Below are 23,151 nucleotides of genomic sequence, written 5' to 3' on the forward strand. Positions count from 1 at the left end.
CGGATCGGCTATCCTGGCTCAAGGCGAGGTCGAGCACCTAGCGGACGCCGGACCCTGCGGACGGTGAGGCCAGACTCACGTACTTCATGCGCAGGGCGTACAGCATCTCCGCGAGCACCGCCTGTTCTTCGGAGGTCAAGTTTCCTTTGGTCTTGCCCTCCAGCACCGAGAGGATGTCGATGATTTCCTTGGCCTGGGTCAGGTTGACCGGCAAGCGCTCCTGCCGGGGATCCAACTGCTCCCCCATGAGCATCAGCGCCGAGGTGCCGAGCGAAAACACGAACGAGGAGAACGTGACCGGAGGGCCTGGCTCATGCTGGTGAGCGGCTTCTTGAGAGAAGGCCGAAGGATCGGGCTGGGCCTGCCGAGCGGAGTCGGCGGCGGACGTTTGCCCGGCCGACGGCGCCCCGCCCTCCTCGGAGCGGGAACGACGGTCGCGCACGACAAATCCTTCGCCTTCCTGCGCGCTCATGCTCGCCCCCTTGATGGTGGCTCGTGGCGACGTACCCTAGCACATTCGCGCGGAACGGCGCAACCGCGCGGGCGATTGATGCCGGCTGCAAAACGGGTATAATGGCTCGCGGCGGACGGGGTCGTCCGTCGCTCGTTTCCCGGCGTTGAAGGAAGGATTGCGGATGTCCGAACAGTTCGATCGTCTCGTCCAGCTCATGGCGCGGCTCCGCGCCCCGGACGGCTGTCCGTGGGACCGGAAGCAAACCCATGAATCCCTGAAGCCGTACCTGGTCGAGGAAGCCTACGAAGTGCTGGAAGCCATCGACCGGCAGGATTCCGCGCACCTTCGGGAAGAGCTCGGAGACCTTCTCCTGCAGATTCTCTTTCACGCTCAGATCGGCGCGGAGGCCGGCACCTTCACGATCCACGAAGTCGTGCGGCTCCTGGCCGACAAGCTCGTGCGCCGCCACCCCCACGTCTTCGGCGACGTCTCGGAGCCGGGCCAGCCGGCGAACGCGGAAGAGGTGCTGGGCCGCTGGGAGGAGATCAAACGGGAAGAGCGCAAGCGGGCCGGGCACCCCGCCTCCGACCGTCCGAGTTCCAGCCTGGACGGGGTGCCCAAGACCCTGCCCTCCCTGCTTCGCGCCTTCCAGATCCAGGCCCGCGCCGCCCGCGTGGGGTTCGACTGGCCCCACACGAGCCAGGGGCGGGAACAGGTGTTCGGGAAGATCACGGAAGAGCTCGAGGAGCTTCGCGCCGAGCTGGACGAGCCGTCCTCGACCGCCCCCGATCCGCGGGTCGAAGCGGAATTCGGGGACGTGCTCTTCGCGCTGGTCAACCTGGCACGGATGCTGAAGGTCAACCCGGAAGAGGCGCTGCGGAAGGCCGTCAACCGGTTTGCCGAACGGTTCCGTTACATCGAGAGCCAGGCCGCCCGCTCGGGCCGCCCGCTGGACGAAATGACGCTGGCCGAAATGGACGTCCTCTGGGAAGAGGCGAAACAACGGCAAGGCTGAGGAATGAAGCACGGACGAGGGCGTCGTGGAATCTGAACGGAGGGAACCGACCGAGCAGGCCCCGTATCAAGAGGGCAAGCGGGCCGGCGCCCATCCGCTCGTCGTGATTTTCGGCGTCATCCTCGGCCTGTGGCTGCTGATCTCGGTCTTCATGCCGGACCCCAAGCACAAGCCGGGGGCCGTCCCCGAGAGCGTGAAAGACGCCGGGCCCGACGAACCGGACGCGGCGCCGGTCATGTTCCAGGTGAAGGCCACGATCCTCGAAGTCAACGCGGTCAGCCTGACCGTGCCGCCGCAGGCCACGGACAGCCAGGTGATCGGCTTGCTCAAGCGGTTTCGCCAGGCCCGCCTGGCCAACACCCTCTCCACGATGCTGCCGCCCACGACGCCCGGCCACAAGCTGGGCGAGCACGCCATCGCCGACATCTACGTCTTCTCGGACCCCAAGTACGCGGCGCCCGAGGCCCTGCGCGTCCTCGCCCGCGGCGCCCACGCTCCCGGCGAGCTCTACCCGCAGGCCATCCCCTTCGAGGTCGCCATGGAGCAGGTCCGCGGCCACTATCGGATCGATCTCAACGATCCCGGCAACCCGGACGTCGGCTCCCTGGGCTTTGCCGACGAGTCCGGCGTCCACTCCAAGCACTACCGCCGCATCTTCTGACGCCCGGCTTTTATGCACAAGCTATGCGCAGGCCGCCGGAATCAATCCCGGAAACTACGTGCTCCTCCAGATATAGTGGGTCTTCCCGCCCCCCTCCACAATGACTAAAACTTGGGCAGACCGTCACAACTGCGTCCAGGCAAGAGAATCGCGCGCGATCCTGGCAGTTGCCCACAAGCTTGTCCACAGATTCTGTGGGTGACGTCCCATGCGAAGAACGAGCCTGAACGGGCACGTCGTGAAGGACCGCGCGCTGGCGTGCTAACGGTCCTGCCCGAGCGCGGAGCAGAGCGCCGAGGAGGGGCGCGGCGCGGGAGGGGTTAGAGACCGACTTTCTGACGCACCTCTTCCCGCAGCGCGGTCTTGGAATCGAGCATCCAGGCCTCCAGCTTCGGGAACAGGTGTTGGAGCGGACCGGTGAAGGGGCCGATCACGACGTCGAGCCGATCGGAAAACAGCCCTTCTTCGTTGGCGATCTGGACCTTGCGGTCGGCGATCAGCCGCGTGAGCAACTGGTTCACCCGCAACTGCTGCCCCGGACTCCCTCCGCCCACCCCCAGCACGCTCACCTTGAGATAGTCGAGCTCCTCGCCGATCGAGATCTTGACCCGCAACGCCTGCGGGGTGGGCCAGGTCGGACGCTGGACCGAATAGTCGTAGGAGAAGGCCGGCTCACGGGGCTCCCGATAGGGCCCGCTGACGTTCAGAATCGTGAAGGGGGTGGCCATGGGGAAGTTTTCAGTTCTCGGTGGTCAGCTCTCAGATCGGAAGCTGAACGCTGACGGCTACGTCTTCCGCTCGATTTGGACGAGGGTCACCGGGCCTTCGCCTTCCGTCTGGCCGCGCCAGGCCTGTATCCCATCCCGGATGTGGTAGAGGTTGGTGTAGCCGCGCCGGGCGAGAAAGTCGCAGGCCAAGCGGCTTCGCTCCCCGCTCGCGCAATAGACCAGGACCTTCTCCGCGTCGTCCGGAATGTCCGCCCGGTATCGTTGATCCAATTCCTCGAACGGCACCAGCCTGGCGCCGGCCAGCCGCTTGATCGCGTACTCCCGGGGCGTGCGGACGTCCACCAGCGCGACGGTTCTGGGATCGCGCCCGGCCGCCTCTTCCAGCATGCGCTGGGCCTCGAACGCTGACACGTCCAGGTAGAGCCGGCCGTTCAGGATCATCTCCGGCGGCACGGTCCCGCCCCGTGCCACCTTGGCCAGGTGCACCCGCAGGGGTTCGACCGCCTCCCGGATCTCCTCGGCGATCTGCCGGAGGCGGCCGCCCGTGTCGTACTGCTCGCGCTTCAGCCGCTTGATCTCCTCCGACAGCCTGGACGACCGCCGCATGGCGAGCAGCGCGGCGGCGATGCCGCTCCCCGCCAAGGCCCAGAGCAACGCCTCCATACGGCCTCCCACCAATCACCATTCACCGTTCACCGATGACGGCTACTATAAAGTTCGGCGTTCGGCAGACGCAAACCCCGTGCGGGCGCTCTCGTTACGCGTGCTGCTCCGTAAAGTGCTGGAGGATCAGGGCGGCGGTATCCGCCCCGTCCTTGATGCAATCGGGAATGCCGATGCCGCGGTAGGCGGAGCCGGTGAGATAGAGGCCCTTGAAGGGATTCAGCGCCACCTGGACGGCCTCCAGCCGATTCTGATGGCCGAGGACATACTGGGGCATCGCGCGCTCCCATCGGGCAACCTCGGCAAACTTCGGCTCGGCCGTCACCCCCGCGATCGTCCGCAGCTCCTCACGCACGCGGCGGACGAGCGTCTCGTCGTCCGCCTTCAGGAGGTCCTCGCGTCCCACCCCGCCGACGTAGCACCGGATCAGGGCCTGAGCGGACGGCGCACGATGCGCCCACTTCAACCACGTCCAGGTCGCCGCGATCAGGTCCCGTCGCTCCGCGCGCGGCACGACGAACCCGTAGCCCCGGACCGAAGGCCCCAGGTCGGCCGTGCCGTAGCCCAGCGAGACGGTCGCGGTGGAGGCATAGGGAATCGTCTCGAGTTTCTCCGCCGCCTTCCGGCTGAGGGGCCGGACCAGATCGGCCGTGACGTAGGCCGGGGTCGCCAGCACCACCGCATCGGCCGTCATCGTGGCGCCGCTGCCCAGAACCAGGTCGTAGGTCCAGACCTTGGAGCGGACGGAAGGGGCCCGCAGCTCCGTGACCCGCTCGCCGGCCTTCAGCGAGACGCCCGTCCCCTCGAGCTTCTCCACCAGGGCCTCGATCAGCTCGCCCAGCCCCCCCTGGAGCGTCACGAACATGGTCCGCCCGGGCCCCTCGCGCCTCCCCGCCCGCCCGCCCCCTCCGCGCGCGGCGAGCAGCCCGCGAATCAGGCTCCGATGCTTCCGCTCCAGCTCGAGAAAACGGGGGAACGTGGAGCGCAGGCTCATCTGCTCCGCGTCGCCCGCGTAGATGCCGGCCATCAGCGGCTCGATGACGCGCTCGAAGGCCTCCCGCCCGAACCGCCGCGTGAAGAACGACGCCAGCGACTCGTCTTCCCCGCTGCTCGTCCGTCTGGGCAACACCAGGTCCAGTCCCATCCGCGCGAGGCCGGCCCAGGACAGGAGCCCGCTCCGCAAGAACGGTCCCAGCTTGGTGGGCACGAAGACCACGAGCCCTTCGGGCAACTGCCGGAGCTTGCCGCGCGAATAGACGAACGAGCCCCGCTCCGACTCGCTCGTGTTCATCAGCCGGTCGGACAGCCCGAGCTTCGCGCAGAGCTCCAACGCGGCCGGCTTCTGGGACAGGAAGGAGTCGGGCCCGCGCTCGATCAGGAAGTCTCCAGCCCGGTGGGTCGCGATCTTCCCGCCCCAGGAGGCGCTGGCCTCGACCACGGTGCAGGCCAGGGGGAGCCCGGCCCGGGCGAACAGCTCCTGCAGCGAGAAGGCGGCGGCCAAGCCCGCGATCCCGCCGCCGACGACGACCACGCGCTTGGGTTGTTGGTGCGGATCAGTCACGGGCACGGGGAATCAACCGACCGGCGACGCGAGGTGTTCTTCCAGGACGGACGCCAGCGTCTCGACCAGCGCGGCGCTCGCGTTGAGCATGGGGATGCGCTCCAGTTTCATCCCGAGGGACTCGGCCAGCTTCTTGAACTCGATGTCCACGTCGTAGAGGATCTCGACGTGGTCCGAGAGGAAGCCGATCGGGGCGACGAGGACGTGCTTGTGCCCCTCCCGGCTCAACTCCTCGATCGCGGCCTCCACGGTCGGGCCCAGCCACTTCTCGCCGGAGCGTCCCTGGCTCTGGAAGGCGAACCGTGCGGTCACGGAGCCCAGTTGCGCGCAGACGGCGTCCATGGTTCCCCGGACCTCTTCCGGATAGGGGTCCTTCATCTGCAGGATGCGCTCCGGCAGGCTGTGCGCCGTAAAGATGACGGGCACCCTGGCGCGCACCTCGGCGGGAAACTTCTGGAGTCCGGCCGCGACGTTCTCGGCCAGGGCCTTGACCAGTCCGGGATGCTTGTGCCAGCTCTGCACGTAGCTGACCGGGAAGTCCCCGCCCAGCTCGGCCCGCGCCTCTTCCACTTTCTTGACGTAGGCCCCGATGCTCATCGAGGAATACTGGGGGGCCATGCAGAGGCCGATCAGTCGTTCCGGCCGGTCGTCCAGCAGCTCGGCGTAGGCCTCCTTGATGTAGGGATGCCAGTGCCGCAGCCCGACGTACACCCGGAACCGCTCCCCGCCCGGCCCGTTGAGTTTCTGCTCGAGCTTCCGCGCCACCTCGCGCGTGATCCCCAGCACCGGCGACTTGCCGCCCGTGAGGCGGTAGCGCTCGCGAATCTCTTTCACCAGCTCGGGAGGGGTGGCGCGGCCGCCGCGCACGTCCAGCAGGTACGGCTCCACGTTCTCCAGGGAGTCCGGTCCCCCCATGGCCATCAGCAACACGGCGATCGGTCTCTGCGGTCCCGGCATCTTGACTCCTCGTAAGACGTGAAAGGTCAGGCGTGAGACGAACAGAGGCTACTGAACCAACGACCTCTCACGTCTAACGTCTCACCTTTCACGCCCTCTAGCGTTGGCTCAATTTGTGGACCAGGTCCACCGCCGCCGCCACCCCTTCGACCGGCGTGTTCGGCAGGATCCCGTGGCCGAGGTTGAACACGTGTCCTGGCCGCCCGCCCGCGCGCGTGAGGATGTCCTCCACTCGCCGCTCGATCTCGTGCAGCGGGGCGAAGAGCACGACCGGGTCCAGGTTTCCCTGCACCGCCACGTCGTGGCCCAGCGCGGCCCAGGCCTCGTCCAACTGGACGCGCCAGTCCAGCCCGATCACGTCTCCGCCCGCCTCGCGCATGAGCGCGAGCAGCGCGGCAGTGCCGGTTCCGAAATGGATCAGGGGCACCCGCTCCCGCTTCAGCCCCTCGAAGATCAGCCGGACGTGGGGCAACACGTATTCCGCATAGTCGTTCGGCGAGAGGCACCCGACCCAACTGTCGAACAGTTGAACGGCCTGGGCGCCCGCCCCGACCTGGCGGCGCAGGTAGCCGGTCACGACCCGGGCCAGCTTGTCCAGCAGCCGATGCCAGGCCTCCGGCTCCCGGTACATGAATTGCTTGGTCAGGACGTAGTTGCGGGAGCCGCCGCCTTCGATCGCATAGCTGGCGAGGGTGAACGGAGCGCCGGCGAACCCGATGAGCGGCACCCGTCCGGCCAGGGCCAGCCTCGCCTGGCGGACTGCCTCCGCCACGTAGCCCAGCTCCTCCCCGTCCGTCACCGCGAGTCGCTCGACGGCGGCCCGGTCACGCACCGGATTGTGGATGACCGGCCCCTCCCCCTCCGCGAATTCCAGCGAGAGCCCCATCGCCTCCAGCGGCAGGAGGATGTCCGCGAAGATGATGGCGGCGTCCAGCGGGAACCGCTCCACCGGCTGCAGCGTGACCTGCGCGGCGAGCTCGGGCGTCTTGCAGACCTCCAGAATCGAGTGTTTCGCCCGGACCGCCTGATACTCCTTCATGTATCGGCCGGCCTGGCGCATGAACCAGACCGGCGTGCAGTCCACCGGCTCCCGGCGGCAGGCTCTCAGAAAACGGTCGTTCATGCGGTCTCCCGAAAGGTTCGTTCGAGCGGCATTGTAGTGAGTGGCTGTCGAAGGTGTCAAATGAGGCCGACCGGCTTCCGCTTTCCCTGCCGGCCAGCATCCGGGGATGCAACGGGTGCCCGCTCGCTCGTATAATCCCGCTCCATGAACATCGTCATCGCCGGCGGGACCGGCTTCATCGGCCGCACGCTCTGCCGGAGCCTGGCCCAGGACGGGCATCGGGTCACGGTCCTCTCCCGGAACCCGGGGAAGGCCGCCCGCCTCCTGGGACCATCCGCTGACGCGGTCGGCTGGGACGCCCGCACGCGCGGCGCCTGGGAGCGGGTCCTGGACGGAGCCGACGCGGTCGTCAACCTGGCCGGCGAGCCGATCGCCGAGGCCCGCTGGACGGCGGCGCGCAAGCGGCTCCTGCGCGACAGCCGCATCGGGAGCACCAGGCTGCTGGTCGAGGCCCTCGGCTCGCTCATCATCAGGCCGCCCCTACTGCTGAACGCCTCCGCCATCGGCTACTATGGTCCCGGCGATTCCCGGCCGATGACCGAAGAGACGCCGGCCGGATCCGGCTTCCTCGCGGACCTCTGCGTGGCCTGGGAGCGGGAGGCTCGACAGGCCGAATCGCTCGGCCTGCGGGTGGTGCGGCTCCGGACCGGCATGGTCCTCGGCGAGGACGGAGGCGCCCTGCCCCGGATGCTCCTTCCCTTCCGGCTGTTCCTCGGCGGGCCCGTCGCGCCGGGGACGCAATGGATGTCCTGGATTCACCGGACTGACCTCGTCGGGCTCATCCAATGGATCCTGCGCGATCGGACCGTCGCGGGAGCGGTCAACGGCGTCGCCCCCGGAGCCGTGACCATGATCGAGTTCTGCCGCACACTCGGGCGAGTCCTCCACCGGCCTTCCTGGCTGCCGGTCCCGCGATTCGTCCTGACCCTGGCCATCGGGGAATTGGCAACCCTGCTGACCACCGGCCCCCGCGTGGAACCGGCAGCCGCCGTGCGCGGCGGCTACCAGTTCCGTTACTCGACGCTGGAGCCGGCCCTCGGAGACATCCTTTCCCGTTGAGCGGGTGATGGCGCCCCAAGAGCAAGACCGCCTTGCCGATGGTCCGGTCCTCCGCATCGGCGTCAGCCGCTGCCTGCTCGGCGACGCGGTCCGCTACGACGGGGGGCACAAACTGGACCGGTTCCTGATCGAGACCCTCGGGCGGCGGGTGGAATGGGTTCCGGTGTGCCCCGAAGTGGAAGTCGGACTGGGCACTCCTCGCGAGCCGCTGCAACTGGTCGGCGATTCCCGCGCGCCCCGCCTCGTCACGATCGACACGGCGGTGGACCACACGGAGGCGATGTCCCGCTTTGCGCACCGGCGGCTCGGCGAGCTGGAAGCCCTGGGCCTCTCCGGCTTCGTCTTCAAGAGCGGCTCGCCGAGTTGCGGTCTCGCGGGAGTTCCTCTCTTCGACGATCAGGGAACGGAGACGCGTGACGGAATCGGCCTCTTCGCGCGGGCTTTTATGGAGCGGTTTCCTCTGATCCCCGTGGAGGAAGAACAGAGGCTGCACGATCCCCGCGCTCTGCAGACGTTTTTGGAACGGGCGGCCCGGTACCACTGGTCACGGGCCCGGAAATGAACGCGCTTAGACCCAGTCGGAATCCGACCGCTCCCTGGTCGGACGGACCAGCCCGCTCAACTCCTTCCTGATCCGATCGCTTTCCCCGTCCAGCTCGGCCGCCTCCTGGTCGGTCAGGATCCAGGCGTCCCCCGCCTTGAGCTCGATCCGGTAGTGGTTCTTGCGGGTCGAGAACCATTCGATATACGGGTGCGGCGACAACATCGGGTGCGGATCGAACGAGATGAGGCTCACCTCCCCGACCTGCGGCGCCTCGAAATCCGCCAAGACCTGCGCGGCCAGCTCTTCGTCGAGAAACCCGCCGTTGCGGAGCCGGATCGCCTTGCCCGCGATCTCCCCCCGGCAGTCTCCCTTCAGATAGAAGTCCACCGGGCCCACCCCGGCGAACGTGATCCGCCCGACCACGTGGCCGGCCACCCGGTTGTCCAGGAACCCCTCCTTCACCCACCGGCCGTTGCCGAACTTCTGCGCCATCGGGCTTCCAATCAGTGGGCGGGCGACGCCACCGTCGCGCCGGCCTCGCCCGGCCCGGTGCTTCTCATCCCGCCGACCAGCATGGCCACGAGAATCAATCCGCTCCCGATCCAGGCCTTGGAGGAGAGGTGCTCGCCCAGGAAGTACCAGGCCAGCCAGGCCGCGAAGGCCGGCTCCAGGGAGAAGAACAGCGCGATCCGCTGGGCGGAGATCAGCCGCTGCGCCCAAATCTGCACGGCGAACGCGCCGGTCGCCAGCAGGCCGGTGACGGCCAGCGCGGCCAGCAGCACCGGCGTCGGCGCCAACTGGGCCGCGCCCGGCGCCTCGACCAGCATGGCGAGGCCCGTCGCGCCGGTGATCGCGATCATCTGCCACAGGAACAGGGGAATCGGCTCGACCCGCCTCGTGTAGGACTCCAGGCAGCAGATGTGGCCCGCGAAGGCGGCCGCGCAGCCCAGGGTCAGCAGATCCCCGAGGTTCATCGAGGCGGACGGCTCCACCAGCAGCCAGAGGCCGCCGAGCGCCAGTCCGGCCGAGAGCCAGATCATGCCCCCGAACCGCCGGAGGAACAGCGGGACCAACACCACGTATAGGACCGTGATGAACGCGGAGTTCGACGCGCTCGTGTGCTGCAGCCCCAGGGTCTGAAGCACGTAGCCGGCGGTCCAGAACAGGGAGGCGACGAGTCCGGCCTGCAAGGTCGCCCGGTCGGACCGGAGCCGCCAGCGCGACAGGACGAGCAGCACCGCAACCGTCAGCAGCAGCCCGAGGAGGAACCGCAAAAAGAGAAACGAGAAGGGGGGGATCTGCTCCAGCGCGGCTTTGGTGGCGGGAAAGGTCGCGCCCCAGATCAACGTGCTCAACAGGACGGCGAGCTGGGGCATGCCAAACGACCGTGATGCGTGACGCGTGATGGGTGATGAGTGATCAAGAAGAGGTAAGCGAATCCTTTCTCCTACCCATCACCGTTCACCGATCACGCATCACATTCCTTAGGGTTTGCACAGCGGGCACATCCGTTGATCGGAGGTCCCGGACTGTTCCATCGCCGCCAGGGCCCGCTCCTTGTTCGGGTAGTCGAACCAGCCCCCCTCCCAGAAATCCGTCCGGACGAAGTGGGACGGAACTTCCGAGCACCGCTCGCGGTGGAGCGTCGTCCGGTCAATGGACCGCGCGATGTGGAGCCAGTAGATCATGGGCCGTGGCGCGCGATGCGTGACGTGTGAGAAAAGCTGGTGGTGGGCTTAACGACCAAGAGGAGGGAACGGCGACGAAACACTGCCCATCACGTGTCTCGCGTCACACGTCACGGTTTTTTACGGCAGGAGCTGCCACTCGTCCTTCTCGATGAACACCCGTTGGCCGGCCTCGAGCTTCTTGACGTCTTCCTTCTCGAACAGCTTCATGTACCGCTCGATCCGGTCCGGGTCATCGATCCGTTCCTCCCGAACCATCCCACTGGCCAACTTGTACTTCCGAAGCAAAAGCGGCATATCCTCCCTCTTTCTCGTTGACGGCCCCGGCTAACATACTCGACCGCCTGCGTGCCGGTCAAGCGCCAGGGGGTCGCATCCGCCGCGGTTTTCAGTTATAATTCCGCCACCGGTTCCGGATTGGCACAAGGCAAGGTGCGCGATGCCCCTCTATGAGTATCGGTGCGAAGGCTGCGGCAATCAGTTCGAGGTCGTGCAGCCGGTCAGCTTCAAGGCGGAGGACACGGAGTGTCCCAACTGCCGCGCAACCAGGGCAACCAGGCTGATGTCGTCCTTCGCCTCCAAGGTCGTCGGCGACCACAAGCCGGGGTTCAAGGAGATGAAAGCCTACGACATGCTCAACGAGCGGATGAACAAGTTCTCGAAACTGCCCCCGCTCTCCGGCAAGCGCGCCACGCCGCAGCCGAACGTGACCTCCGACTCCGGCGGCGGAGAGAGCTCGTAACGTCCGGCCGGCCCCCGTTCCGCTTCCCTTGACTTTGCCCCCTCCCTGGTTGATCATACCTATACGCTCGTTGCTGCGCGGTCTTCGCGGTTCATGTTGGTTTCGTCGCCGTTTTCCGCAGTCTTGTCCGATTTCCGGGAAGATGCCGGCCTCCGCCGCACCCCGGTCGGAGGCTCCATGATGACGAAAGGGGTTCTTGCGTTAGGACTGGCCCTGGCTGGTTGGCTGTGCCTGGCCGCACCCGCCGCGGCGGAGGTCTCCGGCGGGGTGGCCGTCGCCGGCAACGGGCCGGAGCTGTCCGTGATCGAGCGGCTGGCGCAAGCCTTCCAGAAAGCCAACCCGCGCGCCTACGTGGACATCCAGTGGGAAAAGACGGTCAAGCCGGTCGAGCTCGTCAAGTCCGGCCAGGCCCAGGTCGCGGTCACCGGAACGCCCCACCCGGATTTGAAAGCCACGCAGATCGCCTGGGACGGCATCGCCATCATGGTCAACCTTTCGAACCACACCAAGGAGGTCACGAAACAGCAGGTCGCCGACATCTTCTCCGGCAAGATCAAGTACTGGTCCGAGCTGGGCGGGCCGGAGACGCGCATCCTGCTCATCGACCGGCCGCGCCAAAGCAACATTCGCGACACGTTCGAGCGGTACTTCGGCCTCGACGGGAAGATTCCGGACTCGACCAAGGTGATCGGGCCGGACGAGAAGGCCACCAGGACCGTGGCCGGCACGCTGCCGCCGCTCTCCGCCGTGACCTACATGTCGCTCCAGCCGGCCCTCGACGCCGTGAAGACCGGCGCCGCGGTTCGCCTGCTGCCGATCGACAAGGTGGAGCCGGAAGAGCCGCCCGTGAAGGACGGCCGCTATCAACTGCGCCGGCCCGTGCTCCTGCTGACCGGAAAGGAGCCGACCCCGTCGGTCGAGGCCTTCCTGGCCTTCGCCCTGTCGCCGGAGGGGCAGAAGATCGTGGACGAAGTGTACATTCCGTTCAGTCAGAAGCCGTGACATCCGTTCTTATCGTTCCATCGTCCTAAGGAGGCGCCCATGCACAAGCAGTTCTCGGTCCTCATGGTGTTGGCGGTGTGCGCAGGCCTCGCGGCCGCGCCGGTGAGCGTCGCGCGGGCGGCGGAGGGGCAAGCCGCGGAGGGAAAAGCGCCGGCAGGAAAGGCCCCCGAAGGGGAAATGGTCGAGGGCTCCGGGTACAGCCTGTTCGGCACGGAGTCCATCAAGGGGTTCGACGCCTCCAAGGTCGAAAAGGACCCGGTCTGCGACCGGAGCAGGAGACCGAAGATCCTCAAAGTCGAGCCGGACGAAGCCAAGCCCGGCGACAAGGTCGTCATCAAGGGCGAGAACTTCGGCACGAAAGAGTGCTTTCACGGCGTGGCGTTCAGCGCCACCGGAAGCGCGCCCGTGAAATACACCTTCGTCAACGAGACGACGATCGAGGTGATCGTGCCCGAGGCCCGAGCCGGCATGTCGTTCATCGACGTCGTCGCCGGAGGCGGGACCTCCCGGTCCAAAGGCTTCCTGATCAAGTCGAAATAATCGGTGGCGCGAGGCGATGGGCGAGAGGCTAGGGGTCCGCCTCCCCGAACCCTAGCTTCCCTCGCCCTTCGCTCCTGCGCCGGTCTCCACCGAATCCCGCCTTGTCCGTCCGCTCCGTCGCTTCCGCCCCGTGCCTCGCGCCGCGCACCTCTCCCACCCTCGACAAGCCCGACAGCGGTGTGCTACCTTACGCGGATTCTCGGACGGACGTTGAGGCCTAAGACCACGATGTTCAAGAAGATTTTGGTTGCCAACCGAGGCGAGATCGCGATGCGGATCATCCGCGCCTGCCGCGAGCTCAACATCGCGACGGCCGCGATCTATTCCGAAGCCGACTCGACCGGCATTTACGTCAAGAAGGCGAACGAGGCCTACCTGGTCGGGCCAGGCCCGGTGAAGGGGTTCCTGGACGGGCGGCAGATCGTGGACCTGGCCCAGCGGATCCAGGCCGACGCGATCCACCCGGGCTACGGCTTCCTCGCCGAAAACGCCCAGTTCGCCCACCTGTGCCAGGCCGCGGGCATCACCTTCATCGGCCCGTCGCCGAGGGCGATCCACCTGATGGGCAGCAAGGTCAAGGCCCGGGAGCTGGCCAAGCAGGTCGGCGTCCCGATCGTCCCGGGGACGGACGACGCGGTCAAGACCGAGGACGACGCCCTGGCCTTCAGCCGCGCCGCCGGCTACCCGGTCATGATCAAGGCCAGCGCCGGCGGAGGCGGGCGCGGGCTGCGGGTGGTCCACTCCGACGAGGAGCTCCGCGCCAGCATGGAGACCTCGGCCCGCGAGGCCCAGGCCGCGTTCGGGGACGGGAGCCTGTTCATCGAGAAGTACATCGAGCGGCCCCACCACATCGAGTTCCAGATCCTGGCGGACCGCCACGGCAACATCGTCCACCTGGGCGAGCGGGACTGCTCGATCCAGCGGCGCCACCAGAAGCTGATCGAGATCGCCCCGTCGCTGGTCCTGACGCCGACCTTGCGGGCCGAGATGGGCGAGTCCGCCACCGCCGTCGCCCGCGCGGTGGCCTACGACAACGCCGGCACCGTGGAATTCCTCCTCGACCGGGAGGGCCGCTACTACTTCATCGAGATGAACCCGCGCATCCAGGTGGAGCACACAGTGACCGAGCAGATCACCGCCGTGGACATCGTCCGGTCGCAGATCGCGATCGCCGCCGGGCAGCCGCTGGACATCCGGCAGGAGGACGTCACGCTCCAGGGCCACGCCATCCAGTGCCGGATCAACGCCGAGGACCCGCGGAACAACTTCCGGCCCTCCACCGGCACGGTGACCGCCTACCTGTCGCCGGGCGGGATCGGCGTGCGCATCGACGGGGCCGTCTACAAGGACTACACGGTGCCGCCCTACTACGACGGGCTGCTGGCCAAGCTCACGGTGCGGGGCCGGACCTGGGAGGAGACCGTCAGCCGGATGCACCGGTCGCTGGAGGAGTACGTGCTGCGCGGCGTGAAAACCACGATCCCGTTCCTCATGCGGATCATGGAGGAGCCGGACTTCCGGGCCGGGCGGTTCGACACCGCCTACCTGGACGCGCATCCGGAGCTGTTCCGGTACGACGAGCACTTCGAGCCGGAGGACCTGGTGCTGGCCGTCTCCGCGGCCATCGCCGCGTATGAGGGACTCTAACCGTGAAACGTGAGACGTGAAACGTGAGGCGTAAGGAGAAAAGAGGGAAACCGTCACGCGTCACCCATCGGACGGCACGACCTAATCGATCGCTCACCGCGGCCAAGGCTCGTCCCGGCGGCCCGGGCTTCGGCGTCGAGGCGGCCCCTGGCAAGCGGCTGCTGATCACGGACGTCGCCCTGCGCGACGGGCACCAGTCCCTGCTGGCCACGCGCATGCGGACCGAGGACATGCTGCCGATCGCCCAGAAGTTGGATGCGGTCGGCTTCTGGTCGCTGGAGGTCTGGGGCGGGGCCACCTTCGACACCTGCCTCCGCTTCCTGAAGGAGGACCCCTGGGAACGGCTCCGGGCCCTGCGGGCGGCCATGCCGAACACCAGGCTCCAGATGCTCCTGCGCGGGCAGAACGTCGTCGGCTACCGGCACTACGCGGACGACGTGGTCGAGCGGTTCGTCGAGCGGGCGGCCGCCAACGGCATCGACGTGTTCCGGATCTTCGACGCGCTCAACGACGTGCGGAACATGGAGCGGGCCATCGGCGAGGTGCGGGCCTGCGGCAAGCACGTCGAGGCCTCCATCTGTTACACGGTCAGCCCGGTCCACAGCCTCGACCGCTTCGTGGACCTGGCCAAGAGGCTGGAGGACCTCGGCACCGACACCCTCTGCATCAAGGACATGGCCGGGCTGCTGGCCCCGGCCGACGCCTACCGGCTCGTCAAAAAGCTGAAGGAAGCGGTCCGGACGCCCGTCCACCTGCACAGCCACTACACCTCGGGGATGGCCTCCATGTCGGCCCTCATGGCGGTGCTGGCCGGGCTGGACATCCTGGACACGGCGATCTCCCCCCTGGCCGGCGGCACCTCCCACCCGCCCACGGAGACGCTCGTCGCCGCCCTGCGGAACACCCCCTACGACACGGGGCTGGAGCTGCCCAGCCTCGCGCCGATCGCCGACCACTTCCGCGGCGTCCGGAGGAAGTACCATCAGTTCGAGAGCGACTTCACCGGTGTGGACGCGGAGATCCTGACCTCCCAGATTCCGGGCGGCATGCTCTCGAACCTGGCCGCGCAGCTCGCCGAGCAGCAGGCGCTGGACAAGATGAAGCAGGTGCTCGACGAGGTGCCGCGCGTGCGGCAGGAGATGGGCTATCCCCCGCTCGTCACCCCGACCAGCCAGATCGTGGGCACCCAGGCCACGCTCAACGTGGTGACCGGCGAACGGTACAAGGTCATCACGAACGAAACCAAGAACTACTTCCTGGGCCTCTACGGGCGGCCCCCCGGTCCGGTCTGCGCGGAGATCGCGGCCCGGGCCATCGGGGACGAGGAGCCGATCAAGGGGCGGCCGGCCGACCGGCTGGAGCCCGAGCTGGACAAGGCGAGGCAGGAGCTGGCCGGCAAGGTCTCCTCCCCCGAGGACCTGCTGTCCTTCGCCCTCTTCCCCCCGGCCGCGCGCCAGTTCTTCGAGGAGCGGGAGAAGGGCGAGCTCAAGCCGGAAGCCCTGGAACCGCCGCCGGAGAAGGGGCCGGCCGTGGCGCACGAGCTCCACCTGGCGCCCATCGAGTTCAACGTCACCGTCCACGGCGAGACCTTCCACGTGCAGGTCTCCGGCTCGGGCCGCAAGGCCGACGGGCGGAAGCCCTACTACATCCGCGTCAACGACAAGCTGGAAGAGGTCTACCTGGAACCGCTCCAGGAGGTTCTGGCCGGGGTGCCCGAGGGGCCGGAGACGGGCAAAGCGGCGAAGCCCAAGCGGCCCAAGCCGGCCAAACCGGGCGACGTGGCCTCCCCGATGCCGGGCCGGGTCGTCAAGGTGCTGGTCGCCAGGGGCGACCGGGTCAAGCAGGGCGACCCGGTGCTGATCATCGAAGCCATGAAGATGGAGAGCCGGGTGCCGGCGCCGATCGGCGGGACGGTCGTCGAGCTCTACGTCAAGGACGGCGAGGACGTCAAAACCGACGAGACGCTGGTGCAACTGGAATAGCCCCCCGCCCCGCGCGCACGCCGAGCCATGCCCGCCCGCCTCCCCATCCTCCCGGCCTTCCCGCTCCTGATGCCGCTCTTCCTGACCGCCTGCGCCGCCCAGCCGGAGATGCCCCTCTGGTTCGATTCGATCCAGCGGCTGCCGATCAAGACCGTCATGGTGAACGGGGATCGGATCGCCTACCTGGACGTGGGAGCCGGGCCGCCGGTCATCCTCGTCCACGGCTTCGGCGGCTCCCTGTGGCAGTGGGAGTACCAGCAGGCCGCCCTCTCCGCCTCGCACCGCGTGATCACGCTGGACCTGCTGGGCTCCGGCCTCTCCGACAAGCCGGACATCGCCTACACGCCGACCGAGATGGTCGAGTTCCTGCGCGGCTTCATGGACGCCGTCGGCGTGCCGCGCGCCTCGCTGGTCGGCAACTCCATGGGTGGCGGGCTGGTCATCGGGCTGGCCCTCACCTACCCGGACCGGGCGGACCGGCTGGTGCTGATCGGCGGCCTGCCCGACCACGTCAAGGACCGGCTGGCCAGCCCCCTCATCAAACGGTCGGTGGAGACGAGCGCGCCCACCTGGCTCGTCCGGCTCGGCAACTGGCTGCTGGGCCGGGGCGTGACCGAGTCCGTGCTCAAGGAAATCGTGCACGACCACTCGCTCCTGACTCCGGCCGTGATCGAGCGGTCCTACCGCAACCGGCGGCAGCCCGGGCTGATCGCCGCGATCATGGCCATGCCCAAGAGCCTGCCCCTGTGGGAGGAGGGATTCGCCAAACGGTTCGGCGAGATTCGCCAGCCGACCCTGATCATCTGGGGCAAGGAAGACCGGGTCTTCCCGCTCCAGGCCGGCTGGGACCTGCACGCGGCCATCCCCGGCTCCACCTTCGCCTCGATCCCCGAAGCGGGGCACATCCCCCAGTGGGAGCGGCCGGACCTCGTGAATCCGGCCCTGCTGCGGTTCCTCCACTGAAGAACCGGCCGGCTCACCAACTCGCCTGCGCGCGCCCTTGACACAAGCCGGAATCCGTCGGAAGATACCGCCCGGAACGGACGCCAGGCCGCGCACGTAGCACGGAGGACGACCATGAACCCTTCCTTTCACTCCATACAGACCCTCGCGGTATCGGCCGCGCTGCTCATCACGCTCGGGTTCGGAGGCTGCACGTCCAAGGGCGGCTCCGAGACGGGCTTCATGTACAAGGACCTCCCGGTCGCGAAAGGGACCGCGGCCCCGGGGGACGGCAACTCGGTGACCTTCAAGGGGACGCCCATGGCCCTGGCCGGGCCGGGGATCAAGACGGGCGACCAGCTCCGGAGCGTGAAGGTCGCGCAGGGGGACCTCTCGCTGACGGACATCGCCGACACCAAGGGGAAGGTCCGGATCATCAGCGTCGTGCCCTCGCTCGACACGGTCGTGTGCGAGCAGCAGACCCACTACCTGAGCGAGAAGAACAACGGGCTGGACAAGGGCGCGGAGCTGATCACGGTCAGCGTGGACACCCCGTTCGCCCAGGCCCGGTTCGCCAAGGAAGCCAAGATCAAGAACGTGACGTTTTTGTCCGATTACAGAGGTGGGGATTTCGGCAAGACCTACGGGCTGCTGGTCAAGGACCCGCACTTCCTGGCGCGCGCCGTCCTGGTGGTGGACAAGGACAACGTCGTCCGTTACCTGCAGGTCACGCCGGAGCTGGCCCAGATGCCGGACATGGAAGCGGCCTTCCAGGCCGCGAAGGCCCTGACGAAGAGCTAATGGCTGATGGCCTATGGCTCCAAGCCTCTGACGCTCTTGTCTTGCCATATGCTATAAGCCATACGCTCTTATCTTTTTCTTAGGTGAGTCCCATGCTCCACTACGACATGCTGGTGATCGGGAGCGGCCCCGCCGGCCAGAAGGCCGCCATTCAGACCGCGAAGCTGCGCAAGCGCGTCGCGATCGTCGAGAAGGAGCCGCACGTCGGCGGCGCGTCGCTCAGCACCGGCACGCTGCCGAGCAAGACCCTCAAGGACGCCATCTACTACCTGCACGGCTTCAAGCTCCGGTCGTTCCCCAACATCACCTACTCGCTCAAGAAGAACTTCACGATGCGCGACCTGATGGCCCGCAAGGAACTGGTCGTCAAGAACGAGCTGGCCATCATCACGAACCAGCTCGAGCGGAACGACGTGGAGATCATCTCGGGGACCGCCTCGTTCGTGGACCCGCACACGGTGCAGGTGACCAAGCGGAACGGCCAGACGGAGACCCTCCAGGCCGACTACGTCGTGATCGCCACCGGCTCGCGCCCGCGCCGGGGGGACGGCATCCCGTTCAACGACCGGACGATCTTCGACTCGGACACGATCCTGGCCAACGACTCCATGCCCAAGACCATGGCGGTCCTGGGCGGGGGCGTGATCGGCTGCGAGTACGCCACCGTGTTCGCCTCCTTCGGCATCAAGGTCACGCTGGTGGACCGGCGGAAGGAGCTGCTCCGGTTCGTGGACCAGGAGGTCGTCCAGGCCCTGATCTACCGCATGCGGACCAACAACGTCACGGTCCAGTTGGGCGAGGAGATCATTGCCGTGAAGGAGGACGACCGCGGACGGGCCGTGACGACGCTCAAGAGCGGCAAGACCATCGTAACCGACACGCTCCTCTACTCGATGGGCCGCTCCTCGAACAGCGAGGAGCTGAACCTGGACGCCATCGGAATCAAGACCGACAAGACCGGCCTCATCAAGGTCAACGAGCACTACCAGACCGACGTCCCCAACGTGTACGCGGCAGGCGACGTGATCGGCTTCCCCGGCCTGGCCTCCACCTCCATGGAGCAGGGCCGGCTGGCCGCCTGCCACGCCTTCAACGTCAAGCAGTCCTCGCTGCCCAAGATCATGCCCTACGGCATCTACACGATCCCGGAGATCTCGACCGTCGGCAAAAGCGAGGAGGAGCTGACCGAGAACGGCATCCCCTACGAGACCGGCCGGGCTTTCTACAAGGAGATCGCCCGCGGGCAGATCTTCGGCGACGTGGACGGGCTGCTGAAGCTCATCTTCCACCGGGACACGCTGCACCTGCTCGGCGTCCACATCATCGGGGAGGGCGCGACTGAGCTCATCCACATCGGCCAGGCCGTGCTGACCTACGGCGGCACCGTGGACTTCTTCGTCCACAACGTCTTTAACTACCCCACCCTCGCCGAGTGCTACCGCACCGCGGCCTTGGACGGCATCAACCGCCTCGGCCGCAATTAAAGGACCGGCCTTGTCGTTCTCCGCGCACCTGCGCAAGCTCGCTCGGCCCGTCTGGGACGCGCAGCTCGCCCACCCCTTCGTCCTCGCCCTCGGCAAGGGCACGCTCCCTGCCAGGAAGTTCAAGTATTACATCCTCCAGGACGCCCGGTTCCTGGAGGACCTCTCGCGCGTGTTCGCGGCTGGCGCGCAGAGGGCGCCGGACGCCGAGTCGCGCCTGCGCTTCGCGAAGCTGGCGGAGGAGACGGTCGTCGTCGAGCGGAGTCTGCACGAGAGTTACGGCAAGCGTTGGAAAATGACGCCCCGGGACATGGCCTCCGTCCCGATGGCCCCGACCAACTACGCCTACACGCGGCACATGCTGGCAGTGGCGGCGGCCGGCACGGCGGCGGAGATCACGGTGGTCGCCCTCCCCTGCGCCTGGATCTACTGTGTGGTGGGGCAGCACCTGTTGCAACACGGCCCGCCGAAGGCCGGCCATCCCTACCGGGACTGGCTCCTGCTCTACGCCTCGCCGGAGTTCGCCGAGGTGCAGCGGTGGATGCGCGCCAGGGTGGACGAGTGGGCGAAGGAGGCGAGCCGGGCGGAGCAGCGGCGGATGGAGGAGGCCTTCCTGATCAGCTCGCGGTACGAGTGGATGTTTTGGGAGATGGCGTGGAACGAGGAGGAGTGGCCGGTGTGAAGAACCGGCGCGGGCTGGCCGGGGCCTCCCTGCTCAGAAGCTGCGGCTCGACCGCACTAAGCGCCGCCTCCTGCTCACCTGCGGAACTCGCCGGCATGCCGCTTCGCGAAGCCGGCTCAAACAGTCCTCGGCACGGCTAGGAAGCCGCCGCATCTGCTCGCTAAGTCGCGGTGCCCTCGCCTCCGCATTCGCGAGTCGGCCTCCGGCCAGCCCGCTAACGGAAGAGAACCGGCCAAGGAGTGGGAGAGAGGATTGCAAGAGTGGGCTGCGAGCCTTACATGATGCCTTTTCCCCTCGCCCCTTGCAGGAGAGGGCTAGGGTGAGGGGGGGGCATGGACCGAAGATTCTTCGTATAGCATCACTTTGCCAAGATGGAAGCTCTTGAGACCATTTGAAGATTTCTTGCAGGACGTTCATTCTTGTCCCTCGGTCCTGCGTCTAATGCGATTCGTGCCAGAGGAGGTAGGCCAGGGCGCCGGGGAGGATGGCGCCGAGGACGCTGGCCCACATCGGGATCACCTTTCCGGCGACGACGACCTCCCAGCCCAGGATGAGGCGCAGGAGGTGCGTCAGCGAGACGAGCGCGAAGACGGCCACCGCGACGGTCGTCACCGGTTTCATGACGGAGGTCCCCGCCTCACCGCCGCCCGGCATCAGTCGAACACCAGGTTGTGGGAGAGATACTGTTCCGACGCGCGTCTCCTCCGCCGAAGCGGCGCTTACTCTAGTACGCCGAACCCTAAGAAAAAGCAACAGCCCGGCCGTTGACCGGGCGTAATCATGCGCCGGCGTGACTAAGCCATTCACGCATGATATAAGGGAAGGGTCCGTTTGACGTTGGTGCAGGAACACTGCGAGGTCAAGCGATGCGATATTCGGTTTTCCTGGAGCCGGTGAAGGAACCGGAGTTTGAAGGCTACTACTACGCCCGCGTTCCCGCCCTGGATTTGACCACGCATGGGAAAGGCGTTGAGGGCGCTCTGGCCGCTGCGAAAGAATTGACGGCAGCCTGGATTGCGGAAAAGCGCGCGCACGGCGAACCCGTCCCCGTCGAATCCCAGTCAGTCGTCACGCACATCGAGATTCCGGATGCCCTTCTCAGCGCGTGAGGTCTTGGCCAAACTCCTCCGAGCCGGCTTTGAAGAAGTCAGACAGTCCGGAAGCCATAGAATCCTGCGCCATCCCGATGGGCGACAAACCTACGTCGCCATGCATCCCGGCACGTTGCCGACCGGAGCGTTCCGAAAGATCCTCAAACAAGCCAGATTGACTGAAGAGCAATTCCGAGAGTTGTAAGGCGGGCAGCGTGAGTCCGGAACGGCTGCGCCACCATGACGCCGAAACAGATAGGGCTGAACCTCGGCGGGCTGATCGTCCTGATCGGCCTGCTCGCCGGCTGGTACTGGCAGTCCACCGGAGCGCGGGCGGTGCCGGCCCTGATCGAATCGCTTAGGCAGGAAGAGCCGGACCGCCGGATCATGGGCGCCCAGGCGCTGGCCTCCATCGGCCCGGCCGCCAAACCCGCCGTGCCCGCCCTGATCGAGCAGGCCCTCCACGATCCCGTCGAATATGCCGGCGTCGAAGCGGCCCAAGCCCTCAAGACGATTGACCTGCCCGCGGCCAGAAGGGTGACGGCCGCCTATCTCCCCGCCCTCGCGGACCGGGACCCTCAGGTGCGGCGGAAAGCCTGCGCCGTGCTGGCCGGCCTGGGGCCTGTGGCCAAGCCGGCCGTGCCTGCGCTGATCGCCGTGCTGCAGGACCAGGACGATTTGGTCCGGGACCGGGCCGTCCGCGCCCTCGGCAGCATCGGCATCCCGGCCGGCCTCGTGCTGCCCGCCCTCACCCAGGCCCTGCAGGATAAAGCTTGGCAGATCCGCTACGCGGCCGTCACGGAGTTCGCCTTTTCCACCGCGGCGCCCGACGCGGCCCTTCCAGCTCTCACACATCTCTTGCACGACGAGAATAAGAGCACGGGCGCGCTGGCTCAATCCGCCGTGGACCGGGCGAAGCGCGATCGGCAGAGTGAAGTGGCCTCGTTCACGAGCATGTTGCAGCTCGGACAGAGCCGGCCCTACGTCCTCCACCAACTGGCCAAGCTGGGGCCGGAGGCGGCCGAATCGGTGCCGGCGCTGATTCCGATCCTGAAGGACGAGGTCGCCCTGCACCGGTACCTGGCGGCTGAAGCCTTGGGGGCGATCGGACCCTCCGCGAAGGACTCCATGCCGGCTCTGAACGAATTGTTGGAGGACGACGATCCCGTGGTCCGCGACAGCGCCGCCGAGGCCTTGAAGGCCATCGCCGGCCCGGTCGGGCATGCAGGAGGCTGACCCGGATGGCGGAAGGGAACAGCCGCCTCACCGTCTTGACGATCGCGCTCTACTGGGGTGGCGTCGGCCTGGGCCTGACCCTGCCCTGGCTCATCCACCTGGGCCATGAGGTCTACGGCCGGAACGTTCCGCTCCGGACCGCGCTCCAGCGTTTCGGCATGGAGCTCCTCGCGCCCGGGTACAATCTGTTTCTGGTGGGCGTATTCAACGCCGTGCCGTTCGTCCTCCTGTCGGTCTTCCTCCTGTTTCACCTCGGCACGGCACCGCCGCACGGAGCCGTCACGGTCGCGCGTCGCGTCGCGGGGGTCGCCGGCGCCTGGCTTGCGGCGCTCGGGCTCTCCCTGTGGGTCCACCTGTCCCTCGCCCTCCACCCGGACGCGCAGGGGGCCCTGGCCGTTCTGTTCCTCCCCTTTTACGTCTTCCTCCTGATGCTTGCCGGCTATGGCTGCGGCCGTCTGATCAGCCGGCTCTGGGCGCACTGAGCCTCGTCAGCTTCAGTCGAAGCCCCCGCCCACCCATCGAGGCCGACCGTCCCTCCCTTGTGTTCCTGCC

General features: G+C 67.3%; 28 protein-coding genes. 17 read left to right on the forward strand and 11 right to left on the reverse strand.

Annotated elements, in window-relative coordinates:
• Positions 1 to 37: 37 nt before the first annotated feature.
• Entirely contained in the window at positions 38 to 472 is a 435-nt protein-coding gene (locus AB1411_01035) for a DUF1844 domain-containing protein (protein MEW6542174.1), read from the reverse strand.
• Positions 473 to 635: 163 nt separating this feature from the next.
• Here AB1411_01035 and mazG point away from each other — a divergent pair, with 163 nt between their 5' ends.
• Both mazG and AB1411_01045 read left to right on the forward strand, forming a co-directional pair.
• The gene (gene mazG, locus AB1411_01040) at positions 636 to 1,469 is read left to right on the forward strand and encodes a nucleoside triphosphate pyrophosphohydrolase (protein ID MEW6542175.1); all 834 of its coding nucleotides are present in this window, start codon (positions 636 to 638) and stop codon (positions 1,467 to 1,469) included.
• 25 nt (positions 1,470 to 1,494) lie between these two features.
• Positions 1,495 to 2,130 carry a hypothetical protein gene (locus AB1411_01045; GenBank protein ID MEW6542176.1) on the forward strand — a complete coding sequence of 212 codons (636 nt, stop codon included), beginning with the start codon at positions 1,495 to 1,497 and terminating at the stop codon, positions 2,128 to 2,130.
• A gap of 320 nt (positions 2,131 to 2,450) precedes the next feature.
• On the opposite strand, the gene AB1411_01050 is transcribed toward AB1411_01045, so the two are convergent.
• From AB1411_01050 to hemE, 5 genes are all read right to left on the reverse strand, one after another.
• The gene (locus AB1411_01050) at positions 2,451 to 2,858 is read right to left on the reverse strand and encodes a hypothetical protein (GenBank protein ID MEW6542177.1); all 408 of its coding nucleotides are present in this window, start codon (positions 2,856 to 2,858) and stop codon (positions 2,451 to 2,453) included.
• A 57-nt stretch (positions 2,859 to 2,915) separates the two neighbouring features.
• On the reverse strand, positions 2,916 to 3,521 hold the full coding sequence (locus tag AB1411_01055) for a rhodanese-like domain-containing protein (protein MEW6542178.1): 606 nt from the start codon (positions 3,519 to 3,521) through the stop codon (positions 2,916 to 2,918).
• 94 nt (positions 3,522 to 3,615) lie between these two features.
• On the reverse strand, positions 3,616 to 5,082 hold the full coding sequence (hemG, locus tag AB1411_01060; GenBank protein ID MEW6542179.1) for a protoporphyrinogen oxidase: 1,467 nt from the start codon (positions 5,080 to 5,082) through the stop codon (positions 3,616 to 3,618).
• Positions 5,083 to 5,094: 12 nt separating this feature from the next.
• Positions 5,095 to 6,039, reverse strand: coding sequence for a ferrochelatase (gene hemH, locus AB1411_01065; protein MEW6542180.1), 945 nt, complete (start codon positions 6,037 to 6,039; stop codon positions 5,095 to 5,097).
• A gap of 97 nt (positions 6,040 to 6,136) precedes the next feature.
• The gene (gene hemE, locus AB1411_01070) at positions 6,137 to 7,162 is read right to left on the reverse strand and encodes a uroporphyrinogen decarboxylase (protein MEW6542181.1); all 1,026 of its coding nucleotides are present in this window, start codon (positions 7,160 to 7,162) and stop codon (positions 6,137 to 6,139) included.
• Between the two features lie 144 nt (positions 7,163 to 7,306).
• Between hemE and AB1411_01075 the strand changes: the two genes are divergently transcribed.
• Together AB1411_01075 and AB1411_01080 are read left to right on the forward strand one after the other, a co-directional pair.
• Complete coding sequence (locus AB1411_01075) at positions 7,307 to 8,221, forward strand: TIGR01777 family oxidoreductase (GenBank protein MEW6542182.1); 915 nt, start codon at positions 7,307 to 7,309, stop codon at positions 8,219 to 8,221.
• A 7-nt stretch (positions 8,222 to 8,228) separates the two neighbouring features.
• Complete coding sequence (locus tag AB1411_01080; GenBank protein MEW6542183.1) at positions 8,229 to 8,783, forward strand: DUF523 domain-containing protein; 555 nt, start codon at positions 8,229 to 8,231, stop codon at positions 8,781 to 8,783.
• A 6-nt stretch (positions 8,784 to 8,789) separates the two neighbouring features.
• Here AB1411_01080 and AB1411_01085 read toward each other — a convergent pair whose 3' ends face one another.
• From AB1411_01085 to AB1411_01100, 4 genes are all read right to left on the reverse strand, one after another.
• Positions 8,790 to 9,257, reverse strand: a complete 468-nt coding sequence (locus AB1411_01085; GenBank protein ID MEW6542184.1) for a hypothetical protein — start codon at positions 9,255 to 9,257, stop codon at positions 8,790 to 8,792.
• 11 nt (positions 9,258 to 9,268) lie between these two features.
• Complete coding sequence (locus tag AB1411_01090; GenBank protein ID MEW6542185.1) at positions 9,269 to 10,141, reverse strand: DMT family transporter; 873 nt, start codon at positions 10,139 to 10,141, stop codon at positions 9,269 to 9,271.
• Positions 10,142 to 10,249: 108 nt separating this feature from the next.
• Positions 10,250 to 10,453 (reverse strand): hypothetical protein, encoded by a 204-nt coding sequence (locus AB1411_01095; GenBank protein ID MEW6542186.1) that lies wholly within the window; start codon positions 10,451 to 10,453, stop codon positions 10,250 to 10,252.
• Positions 10,454 to 10,573: 120 nt separating this feature from the next.
• Positions 10,574 to 10,750 carry a hypothetical protein gene (locus AB1411_01100; GenBank protein ID MEW6542187.1) on the reverse strand — a complete coding sequence of 59 codons (177 nt, stop codon included), beginning with the start codon at positions 10,748 to 10,750 and terminating at the stop codon, positions 10,574 to 10,576.
• A gap of 142 nt (positions 10,751 to 10,892) precedes the next feature.
• On the opposite strand from AB1411_01100, the gene AB1411_01105 reads away from it, so the two are divergent.
• The 9 genes from AB1411_01105 (at position 10,893) to tenA (ending at position 20,272) form a co-directional block, all read left to right on the forward strand.
• Positions 10,893 to 11,195, forward strand: a complete 303-nt coding sequence (locus AB1411_01105) for a zinc ribbon domain-containing protein (GenBank protein ID MEW6542188.1) — start codon at positions 10,893 to 10,895, stop codon at positions 11,193 to 11,195.
• Positions 11,196 to 11,375: 180 nt separating this feature from the next.
• Positions 11,376 to 12,197, forward strand: coding sequence for a substrate-binding domain-containing protein (locus AB1411_01110; protein MEW6542189.1), 822 nt, complete (start codon positions 11,376 to 11,378; stop codon positions 12,195 to 12,197).
• A 39-nt stretch (positions 12,198 to 12,236) separates the two neighbouring features.
• Entirely contained in the window at positions 12,237 to 12,737 is a 501-nt protein-coding gene (locus AB1411_01115) for an IPT/TIG domain-containing protein (protein ID MEW6542190.1), read from the forward strand.
• A 228-nt stretch (positions 12,738 to 12,965) separates the two neighbouring features.
• On the forward strand, positions 12,966 to 14,384 hold the full coding sequence (gene accC, locus AB1411_01120) for an acetyl-CoA carboxylase biotin carboxylase subunit (GenBank protein ID MEW6542191.1): 1,419 nt from the start codon (positions 12,966 to 12,968) through the stop codon (positions 14,382 to 14,384).
• A 158-nt stretch (positions 14,385 to 14,542) separates the two neighbouring features.
• A complete protein-coding gene (oadA, locus tag AB1411_01125) occupies positions 14,543 to 16,366 on the forward strand; it encodes a sodium-extruding oxaloacetate decarboxylase subunit alpha (protein MEW6542192.1) in 1,824 nt (607 codons plus the stop codon).
• Between the two features lie 27 nt (positions 16,367 to 16,393).
• On the forward strand, positions 16,394 to 17,329 hold the full coding sequence (locus tag AB1411_01130) for an alpha/beta fold hydrolase (GenBank protein ID MEW6542193.1): 936 nt from the start codon (positions 16,394 to 16,396) through the stop codon (positions 17,327 to 17,329).
• A gap of 114 nt (positions 17,330 to 17,443) precedes the next feature.
• The gene (gene tpx, locus AB1411_01135) at positions 17,444 to 18,109 is read left to right on the forward strand and encodes a thiol peroxidase (protein ID MEW6542194.1); all 666 of its coding nucleotides are present in this window, start codon (positions 17,444 to 17,446) and stop codon (positions 18,107 to 18,109) included.
• A gap of 92 nt (positions 18,110 to 18,201) precedes the next feature.
• Positions 18,202 to 19,593 carry a Si-specific NAD(P)(+) transhydrogenase gene (gene sthA / locus AB1411_01140; protein MEW6542195.1) on the forward strand — a complete coding sequence of 464 codons (1,392 nt, stop codon included), beginning with the start codon at positions 18,202 to 18,204 and terminating at the stop codon, positions 19,591 to 19,593.
• A gap of 10 nt (positions 19,594 to 19,603) precedes the next feature.
• Complete coding sequence (gene tenA, locus AB1411_01145) at positions 19,604 to 20,272, forward strand: thiaminase II (protein ID MEW6542196.1); 669 nt, start codon at positions 19,604 to 19,606, stop codon at positions 20,270 to 20,272.
• Positions 20,273 to 20,710: 438 nt separating this feature from the next.
• Here tenA and AB1411_01150 read toward each other — a convergent pair whose 3' ends face one another.
• On the reverse strand, positions 20,711 to 20,893 hold the full coding sequence (locus AB1411_01150) for a hypothetical protein (GenBank protein MEW6542197.1): 183 nt from the start codon (positions 20,891 to 20,893) through the stop codon (positions 20,711 to 20,713).
• 272 nt (positions 20,894 to 21,165) lie between these two features.
• Between AB1411_01150 and AB1411_01155 the strand changes: the two genes are divergently transcribed.
• Genes AB1411_01155 through AB1411_01170 form a run of 4 tightly spaced genes read left to right on the forward strand, consistent with a single transcriptional unit; the run spans position 21,166 to position 23,081 of the window.
• Positions 21,166 to 21,381 carry a type II toxin-antitoxin system HicB family antitoxin gene (locus AB1411_01155; protein ID MEW6542198.1) on the forward strand — a complete coding sequence of 72 codons (216 nt, stop codon included), beginning with the start codon at positions 21,166 to 21,168 and terminating at the stop codon, positions 21,379 to 21,381.
• Positions 21,362 to 21,568, forward strand: coding sequence for a type II toxin-antitoxin system HicA family toxin (locus AB1411_01160; GenBank protein MEW6542199.1), 207 nt, complete (start codon positions 21,362 to 21,364; stop codon positions 21,566 to 21,568). Before AB1411_01155 ends, AB1411_01160 begins: the two co-directional genes overlap by 20 nt.
• A 35-nt stretch (positions 21,569 to 21,603) precedes the next feature.
• Positions 21,604 to 22,599 (forward strand): HEAT repeat domain-containing protein, encoded by a 996-nt coding sequence (locus tag AB1411_01165; protein MEW6542200.1) that lies wholly within the window; start codon positions 21,604 to 21,606, stop codon positions 22,597 to 22,599.
• 5 nt (positions 22,600 to 22,604) lie between these two features.
• Positions 22,605 to 23,081: a hypothetical protein gene (locus AB1411_01170; protein MEW6542201.1), complete on the forward strand. Its 477-nt coding sequence runs from the start codon at positions 22,605 to 22,607 to the stop codon at positions 23,079 to 23,081.
• Positions 23,082 to 23,151: the final 70 nt, after the last annotated feature.

The sequence above is a fragment of the Nitrospirota bacterium genome, from assembly GCA_040757595.1.
Classification (GTDB): Bacteria; Nitrospirota; Nitrospiria; order Nitrospirales; family Nitrospiraceae; genus JBFLWP01.

Excerpts from the sequence above, each read along its gene's own strand:
- AB1411_01090 (MEW6542185.1), bottom strand. The coding sequence starts at position 10,141 with ATGCCCCAGCTCGCCGTCCTGTTGAGCACGTTGATCTGGGGCGCGACC.
- mazG (MEW6542175.1), top strand. The coding sequence starts at position 636 with ATGTCCGAACAGTTCGATCGTCTCGTCCAGCTCATGGCGCGGCTCCGC.
- accC (MEW6542191.1), top strand. The coding sequence starts at position 12,966 with ATGTTCAAGAAGATTTTGGTTGCCAACCGAGGCGAGATCGCGATGCGG.
- AB1411_01100 (MEW6542187.1), bottom strand. The coding sequence starts at position 10,750 with ATGCCGCTTTTGCTTCGGAAGTACAAGTTGGCCAGTGGGATGGTTCGG.
- AB1411_01160 (MEW6542199.1), top strand. The coding sequence starts at position 21,362 with ATGCCCTTCTCAGCGCGTGAGGTCTTGGCCAAACTCCTCCGAGCCGGC.
- AB1411_01170 (MEW6542201.1), top strand. The coding sequence starts at position 22,605 with ATGGCGGAAGGGAACAGCCGCCTCACCGTCTTGACGATCGCGCTCTAC.
- AB1411_01165 (MEW6542200.1), top strand. The coding sequence starts at position 21,604 with ATGACGCCGAAACAGATAGGGCTGAACCTCGGCGGGCTGATCGTCCTG.
- AB1411_01095 (MEW6542186.1), bottom strand. The coding sequence starts at position 10,453 with ATGATCTACTGGCTCCACATCGCGCGGTCCATTGACCGGACGACGCTC.
- AB1411_01105 (MEW6542188.1), top strand. The coding sequence starts at position 10,893 with ATGCCCCTCTATGAGTATCGGTGCGAAGGCTGCGGCAATCAGTTCGAG.
- AB1411_01150 (MEW6542197.1), bottom strand. The coding sequence starts at position 20,893 with ATGAAACCGGTGACGACCGTCGCGGTGGCCGTCTTCGCGCTCGTCTCG.
- AB1411_01050 (MEW6542177.1), bottom strand. The coding sequence starts at position 2,858 with ATGGCCACCCCCTTCACGATTCTGAACGTCAGCGGGCCCTATCGGGAG.
- AB1411_01085 (MEW6542184.1), bottom strand. The coding sequence starts at position 9,257 with ATGGCGCAGAAGTTCGGCAACGGCCGGTGGGTGAAGGAGGGGTTCCTG.
- AB1411_01080 (MEW6542183.1), top strand. The coding sequence starts at position 8,229 with ATGGCGCCCCAAGAGCAAGACCGCCTTGCCGATGGTCCGGTCCTCCGC.
- hemH (MEW6542180.1), bottom strand. The coding sequence starts at position 6,039 with ATGCCGGGACCGCAGAGACCGATCGCCGTGTTGCTGATGGCCATGGGG.
- sthA (MEW6542195.1), top strand. The coding sequence starts at position 18,202 with ATGCTCCACTACGACATGCTGGTGATCGGGAGCGGCCCCGCCGGCCAG.
- tpx (MEW6542194.1), top strand. The coding sequence starts at position 17,444 with ATGAACCCTTCCTTTCACTCCATACAGACCCTCGCGGTATCGGCCGCG.
- AB1411_01055 (MEW6542178.1), bottom strand. The coding sequence starts at position 3,521 with ATGGAGGCGTTGCTCTGGGCCTTGGCGGGGAGCGGCATCGCCGCCGCG.
- AB1411_01075 (MEW6542182.1), top strand. The coding sequence starts at position 7,307 with ATGAACATCGTCATCGCCGGCGGGACCGGCTTCATCGGCCGCACGCTC.
- AB1411_01110 (MEW6542189.1), top strand. The coding sequence starts at position 11,376 with ATGACGAAAGGGGTTCTTGCGTTAGGACTGGCCCTGGCTGGTTGGCTG.
- hemE (MEW6542181.1), bottom strand. The coding sequence starts at position 7,162 with ATGAACGACCGTTTTCTGAGAGCCTGCCGCCGGGAGCCGGTGGACTGC.
- AB1411_01035 (MEW6542174.1), bottom strand. The coding sequence starts at position 472 with ATGAGCGCGCAGGAAGGCGAAGGATTTGTCGTGCGCGACCGTCGTTCC.
- AB1411_01115 (MEW6542190.1), top strand. The coding sequence starts at position 12,237 with ATGCACAAGCAGTTCTCGGTCCTCATGGTGTTGGCGGTGTGCGCAGGC.
- AB1411_01130 (MEW6542193.1), top strand. The coding sequence starts at position 16,394 with ATGCCCGCCCGCCTCCCCATCCTCCCGGCCTTCCCGCTCCTGATGCCG.